This is a genomic window from Acetomicrobium mobile (assembly GCF_937920065.1).
Genome location: NZ_CALETC010000312.1, coordinates 1 through 5,647, shown reverse-complemented (window position 1 = coordinate 5,647; position 5,647 = coordinate 1). Strand labels below are relative to the sequence as shown.

Genomic DNA, 5,647 nt, shown 5'->3' with positions numbered 1-5,647 from the left:
CAGGGCATAGACACCACCGCCTACACAGCGGCCTCAGCGGGGGCGGGCACGTGCGCCCACGAGATGATCCAGGCCATGGTCGGCGGCCCCGAAGTGGACTTTTCAAAATACACGGGAGAAGAGATCGAGGCGGCACAAAACGCCGCCGATAAATTCCGCGCGTGGCTTGAAAAACACGAGATGTTGACCCACCTGATAGAAGAACAGATGGTAAGCGAACGCTACCGTGTAGGCGGGACGATCGACTGGTACGGAGAGCTTGACGGCAGGTTGGCCCTCGTTGACATCAAGACCTCCGGAAACATATACGCCGAGCACATCATACAGGTAGCAGCCTACGCGCAGATGCTCAAAGACGAAAAATACCCGATAGATGACGTGAGGATCCTGCGGTTTTCCCGCGAAGACGACGATGACCATAGGGACTTTGTCGTCACAGATCGCCTGCTTGAGGCGGGTTTTGGCATTTTTCTGCGGCTAAGGGACGTTTACGACCTGCGAAAAGAGATCAAGATATAAAACATAAAAGGGAGGACATAAAGATGACGACAGCAAGGGAAGAAACGATGGTCAACAGGGCGGAAGACGAGCTTTCAATCGTAGCCAGAAAGGATCCGCGCGAGCTTGCCGCGGCGCTTTCAAAGATCGGGGCCTTTCAGGATCTTATCAAGACGCAGCTGCTGGAAGGAAGAGACTACGGCGCCATACCCGGGGCAGGCGACAGAAAGGTGCTCTTAAAGCCGGGCGCAGAAAAGATAACGGTGTTACTGGGACTGCGCAGCCGGTTTGAGATAGTTGGCAAGGTGGAAGACTTTGAAGCCGGATTTTTTGCCTACATGGTGCGCTGTTCGCTCGTTGCCGCAAACGGCGAGACCATAACCGAGGGGCTTGGGCAGGCGAACACGAAAGAGCGCAAGTACGCCAGACAAGACCCATATACGCTTGCGAATACTGTTTTGAAAATGGCACGCAAGCGCGCCCTTGTGGACGCAGCCCTAACCGTAGGGTCCTTATCCGATATCTTCACCCAAGACCTCGAGGATGCAGACCTTGCCGCGGAGGTGCGAAAAAGCCAGCAAACAGGTGCGCACCTATACGCCAGCACCGTGCCTCTGCAGGGCGAGCGCATGGCGACGGAAAACCAGCGCAAGGCCATATTTGCGATCTCAAGAAAGATGGGAGTGGACGAAGAATTTATCAGAGACTGCATAAAAGAAAGGTACGACATAGAAAGCACGGCTGACCTCACGATGGCACAGGCAAGCGAGCTTATAGACTTTCTAGACGAAAACTTAAAGCAGGCAGTTAACGCAAAATAAGGCAGAGCAAGGCAGGCCCGGCGCACAGCCGGGCTTTTCTTTTTGCCCTCCACCCGCGAGCGAGCGAGCGGGGAAAGAGAAACCACAGAGGCAACAGCGCGCCAACGAGCGCGCCCACGAAGGCCAGAAGAAGACGACAGAGAAGTGGAAACCTAAACATTTTTCCCCAAACGGGGGCGGACGCCTTTGTCTTTGCGAGAGCAAAGGCGCCTTGTCAAGCGTCGCGCCAGCGACCCGAAGGGCCTGCGCTTGACAAGGCGACTGCTCGAGCATGCTTTTTTAGTCCGCCCACCGTTTGGGGGGTGGAATATGTGATGTTTCCTTATCTTTTTCTCCCCCCTTTTGGGGGGAGATCCCGAGAATCGGGAGAGGGGGGTTATTATGAAGGCCGCCGCCGTGCGAAGCGACCACGCGCTTTTGCGAGCGGGGGCGGGTGGGGGGAGCGAGCTAAAGCGCGTGGGAGCGAAGCGAGGCGGCGGGCAACCTCCAGGCCTTGAGGCAGCAAGAGATACGAACCCTGCGACTGTTTTTCTCCCTTTCCCTTGCCCTCCGTCGGCAAGCCATGCGCCATATGCGCCTTTGCCCGCCTTTGCTGCGCTGGCTTTTGCGCATGGCGCCGACGGGGCTAGGCCGCCTGTGAGCGCGCAGGGCCTGCTTGCTTTTTTGACCGCTGTTATGTGCTGTTATGTTGGGAAGGCTCTTTGCGGTATCCTGCGCGCTCGTGGCGGCCGTGAAAGCTCCTCATGCATATATGTTCTTTCGGCGCTCGCATAAATTATGCGAATTGAATACATTATCTGCCTCGTGTATTGTGTGCTTAAAGGACTTTTGAAAGGAGGGGTGAACATGGCCACATACCAGCCTATAGCAAGCCGCATGACTTTGAGGATCAAGGTAGGAGAGGACGATTGGGGCAAGCCCGTGCTTCGCAGCAGGTCCATCGCTGGCGTTGACGTAATCGCCGAGCCCGATGACGTCGCAGCTGTGGGTCAGGCGATAGCCGGACTGCTTGACTGCGATGGATTGGTTGAAGTGCAGAAAGTAGACACCAACAGAGTCGAGTAGTACGCAGCAGCTGATTTGACCGAAGGGAGGTGTAACGATGGAGACTAAGCGAAGACTGCGAATGATATTTGATACCGAAGACGGCAAGTGGATGCTTTCTTTGAGCGACCCAAAGCCCGGCATTACCGCGCAGGAGGTCGAAGCTGCCATGAACACCATCATCACTAGAAGCATATTTGGCATACCGCCTTTAAGCATCGTCGGCGCCGAGCTCGTAGAGACCGGAACCACGAAGCTCATTTAGTGCATGCCTATGCCTTGCCTGTGTGGTGTTGTTTTGCGTTTAAGGCGGGAAGACACTCCCGCCTTTACCTTTAGATGGCGCTAATTTACGGAGGTGAAATTAAGTCATGGAAGATTTTATCACGTCTACCGTGCAGACGACCTTTTCTATAGCCGTGGCAGCTTACCTGCTCGTTCGCATGGAAACGCGCATGAGCGAGCTCACCAAGGCCATAAACGAGCTCCAGGCCGGCTTGAAAAAGTGCATCGAATGCGACTTTTACAAGACAAGCGAAAGGAAGTAAAAAGATGACTCAAGACGCGGCATCATTCATTCTGATGGTAGAAGGCGGATTTGCTGACCGCCCAGGCGACCCGGGAGGTGCCACAAACTACGGCATAACCACGGCCACCTTGAGGCAGGCAAAAAAGCAGATGACGAACCTGCCCGAGCACGTCAGGGATTTGACGAAAGACCAGGCAATAAGGATATATGAGGCCTTTTATTGGAAGCCTGCAGGCTGTGACAAACTGCCCAGCCCTATCGACCTGCTCGTCTTTGACGGCGCCGTAAACTGCGGGGTAAGGCGGGGCGTGAAGTTCCTGCAGGAGGCCTTAAACATAGCAAATGAAGGAAAAGACCAGCTCGTAACCGACGGCATCATCGGCAAAAAGACTTTAGCGGCTGTGGCCGAACATCTGGACGCCTTGAGGCCTATATGTGCCATTACGCTGTGGCGCAGGACCTTGTACTACCAAAGCCTCACTGCGGACAAAGCCGCCTTCCGCGCCTTCCTGCGAGGCTGGATAAACAGGCTGGCAAGGCTGTGGGAGAGGTGCCGGTAACGACAAATTTGATCGGCCCTCCAGGGTGGTCTTGTGATACTTCGATGCGAGAGGCCACCGCGAAGGGCCGAGTTAATTTATGTTCCAACATGAAAATATCAATTTTTCAGAAAGCGACAAAAAATCCTTCTGTTACATTTCTTTTTGAGCTTCCTCGAGCAGGCCTTCAACGTATAAAATTCCATTTGAGTTGAGTAACCAGAGATATGGCTCTTGACTTCTTCCGCGACTAGCAAAGTACTGTGCTTACAGGTTTTATTGGCCCTCCTGTTGCCTTTCCAGGGCCTAGAAGCACTTCATCTGGCGACTCACAATGGCAATGAGCATCACTAATTGCATAGCATTTTATGTATGTAATCATAATCCTTTGTGCGTTTGAAAAATAGAATGTGTTTTTCCGCAAATTTGTCTATCTTCCACGAGCCATCACCATAATATGTGCGGAGTTCTTCGTATGGGGTGCTGGAAATGATAAATGAATCCAAAGAAACGTCGTTACGGCCACTTCGTGTAGCAATTTCTTGGGCTAATCCTGGCAACAGTTCGTGAAGCCGGGCTTTTTCGTCATCAGCATAGGCTGGTGCATGACGCATGCCGTGTGGTTCCACAAATATGATACGCTGATGCTTGTTCTGCTTGTCCAAAATCCATAGTATAAAGTCAGGATAAAAACCTCTGTTTTCGAAAAATCCTACTCCTTTGCCTTTGCTTAGGTTGCGCAATACATACACTTCTTTATTTGCCATGCTATCGCTTTGTTCTTTATTCCAGAAATCTTTGAGGTCGCGCACAAATTGCGCTTCCCCTGGGTTAAGAGTGGGTGGAATTACCTGGAGCTTATCTGCCCGTTCGATCAATATTGGAAGGTAAAGATGTCGGTCGAAATGAATTCGCGGAAGCTCTCCATCCTCTGTTTGGTACAATTTATTTTTTTCTTCTATCAGTTTTTTTATTGCATCAATGAACTGTCTGTCAGAAGGTCGTACTTTTAGAATGTAGGCTGCTTTATTTTCAGATACACGATCTCGATTAAATGATAGATTTGGATCATTTTCGTCTAATTTCTGGTATGTCATTGTTTCTATTTCCCAGCGCTCTTGACGGTTTCTATAAAAAGCATCCATGTACTTTCGTAAAATGTTGGTTACGGCATCTTGAAGCAGGGCAAGGTGTTTTAAATCCTTTGGATTGACAGTGTCATCATCGGTGATCAGCTCATATTTAATTTGCTCCATGAGTTGGTATGGCGTTTCTGGAAGCAGAATCAAATTATGCCAACCTTTGATTACTTTATACTCTAACAGATCAAGGTAGACCTTTTCCCAATCCACCAACGTCAGGCTATCTGGTGGAATTTCTTCTTTTTTTTGCCCAACAACGGCTTGATGCAGCTTATTTATGTTACTTGTCATGATTTGCACTTTAAGGGACATGTCAACATGTACCTTAATCGTTTCGTCAGCCCTTAACACAAACCGTTGATTGCTTTCAAAGTCACGACCTTCGGGAATACGCGGAATAACCAAATCCTCTTTTAGCGCGGATTCGGTGACCTTGATGAATAAAGGCAATTCGATGACAGATTCGATATCTACGCCTTCTCTCTCCAGGTATTCACGGAATTGCGCCATGTAGTTGGCACGTACCGCGAAGATGTTTAGTGTTTCAAGGATGGTTATATGCCTTGGATGTGGCCCATCCAAAGCCGCACTGCGCTTAAGGCTCATGTTTTTACCTTTTAGCCGCACACCTCGACCGAATAGCTGGATGATTTGCGCCCCTTCACTGCGTCCAATGTTGAGCAGGCCCATATTTGATACGCGCCAGGAATTCCAACCCTCGATGAATTTTTTGGCTCCAATTAACACATTTATGCGAGAATCCGAACGGTTAATGTCGTTAAAGAGCGAAGGCCCGATGACGTCCTCTTCGATGGTGATCTCGGGGGCATTTTTCTCCAATAACTTTTTGAACTCTGACGTATCTCCAATATATATTAGGCCAAAATAATGCTCTCCACTTGAGCTCTTAAGACCGATCTCGCCTTGATTGCCGCGAATAAAAGCAAGGTGCAAGCCGCCGCCTGTGGGGGCAGTAAAAACGCGCGCCATGATGTCACTATATAGCGCGGCAATGTATGTCTCCATCTGACCTTGGCCTTCATGCGGTGTTCGCTGATTTAGATACTTAAAACG

General features: G+C 50.5%; 8 protein-coding genes. 7 read left to right on the top strand and 1 reads right to left on the bottom strand.

Going from position 1 to position 5,647, the window contains the following annotated elements; genetic code table 11:
- The 7 genes from Q7P41_RS11670 to Q7P41_RS11640 form a co-directional block, all read left to right on the top strand.
- Positions 1 to 519, top strand: a 519-nt coding sequence (locus Q7P41_RS11670; RefSeq protein WP_303884450.1) for a hypothetical protein, incomplete at its 5' end; no start/stop codon positions are given.
- 23 nt (positions 520 to 542) lie between these two features.
- Entirely contained in the window at positions 543 to 1,319 is a 777-nt protein-coding gene (locus Q7P41_RS11665) for a hypothetical protein (RefSeq protein WP_303884449.1), read from the top strand.
- A gap of 381 nt (positions 1,320 to 1,700) precedes the next feature.
- Positions 1,701 to 2,093: a hypothetical protein gene (locus Q7P41_RS11660; protein WP_303884447.1), complete on the top strand. Its 393-nt coding sequence runs from the start codon at positions 1,701 to 1,703 to the stop codon at positions 2,091 to 2,093.
- A 72-nt stretch (positions 2,094 to 2,165) separates the two neighbouring features.
- Positions 2,166 to 2,384: a DUF1659 domain-containing protein gene (locus tag Q7P41_RS11655; protein WP_303884445.1), complete on the top strand. Its 219-nt coding sequence runs from the start codon at positions 2,166 to 2,168 to the stop codon at positions 2,382 to 2,384.
- Between the two features lie 37 nt (positions 2,385 to 2,421).
- Complete coding sequence (locus Q7P41_RS11650; RefSeq protein WP_303884443.1) at positions 2,422 to 2,628, top strand: DUF2922 domain-containing protein; 207 nt, start codon at positions 2,422 to 2,424, stop codon at positions 2,626 to 2,628.
- 106 nt (positions 2,629 to 2,734) lie between these two features.
- Positions 2,735 to 2,911: a YvrJ family protein gene (locus tag Q7P41_RS11645; RefSeq protein WP_303884441.1), complete on the top strand. Its 177-nt coding sequence runs from the start codon at positions 2,735 to 2,737 to the stop codon at positions 2,909 to 2,911.
- 4 nt (positions 2,912 to 2,915) lie between these two features.
- The gene (locus Q7P41_RS11640; RefSeq protein ID WP_303884440.1) at positions 2,916 to 3,452 is read left to right on the top strand and encodes a glycoside hydrolase family 108 protein; all 537 of its coding nucleotides are present in this window, start codon (positions 2,916 to 2,918) and stop codon (positions 3,450 to 3,452) included.
- A 329-nt stretch (positions 3,453 to 3,781) separates the two neighbouring features.
- Here the strand turns inward: Q7P41_RS11640 and Q7P41_RS11635 are convergent.
- Positions 3,782 to 5,647, bottom strand: a 1,866-nt coding sequence (locus Q7P41_RS11635) for a hypothetical protein (protein ID WP_303884439.1), incomplete at its 5' end; no start/stop codon positions are given.

Bases quoted from the DNA above. Each gene is read 5' to 3' on its own strand.
- Q7P41_RS11665 (WP_303884449.1), top strand. From the start codon at position 543: ATGACGACAGCAAGGGAAGAAACGATGGTCAACAGGGCGGAAGACGAG.
- Q7P41_RS11660 (WP_303884447.1), top strand. From the start codon at position 1,701: ATGAAGGCCGCCGCCGTGCGAAGCGACCACGCGCTTTTGCGAGCGGGG.
- Q7P41_RS11655 (WP_303884445.1), top strand. From the start codon at position 2,166: ATGGCCACATACCAGCCTATAGCAAGCCGCATGACTTTGAGGATCAAG.
- Q7P41_RS11650 (WP_303884443.1), top strand. From the start codon at position 2,422: ATGGAGACTAAGCGAAGACTGCGAATGATATTTGATACCGAAGACGGC.
- Q7P41_RS11645 (WP_303884441.1), top strand. From the start codon at position 2,735: ATGGAAGATTTTATCACGTCTACCGTGCAGACGACCTTTTCTATAGCC.
- Q7P41_RS11640 (WP_303884440.1), top strand. From the start codon at position 2,916: ATGACTCAAGACGCGGCATCATTCATTCTGATGGTAGAAGGCGGATTT.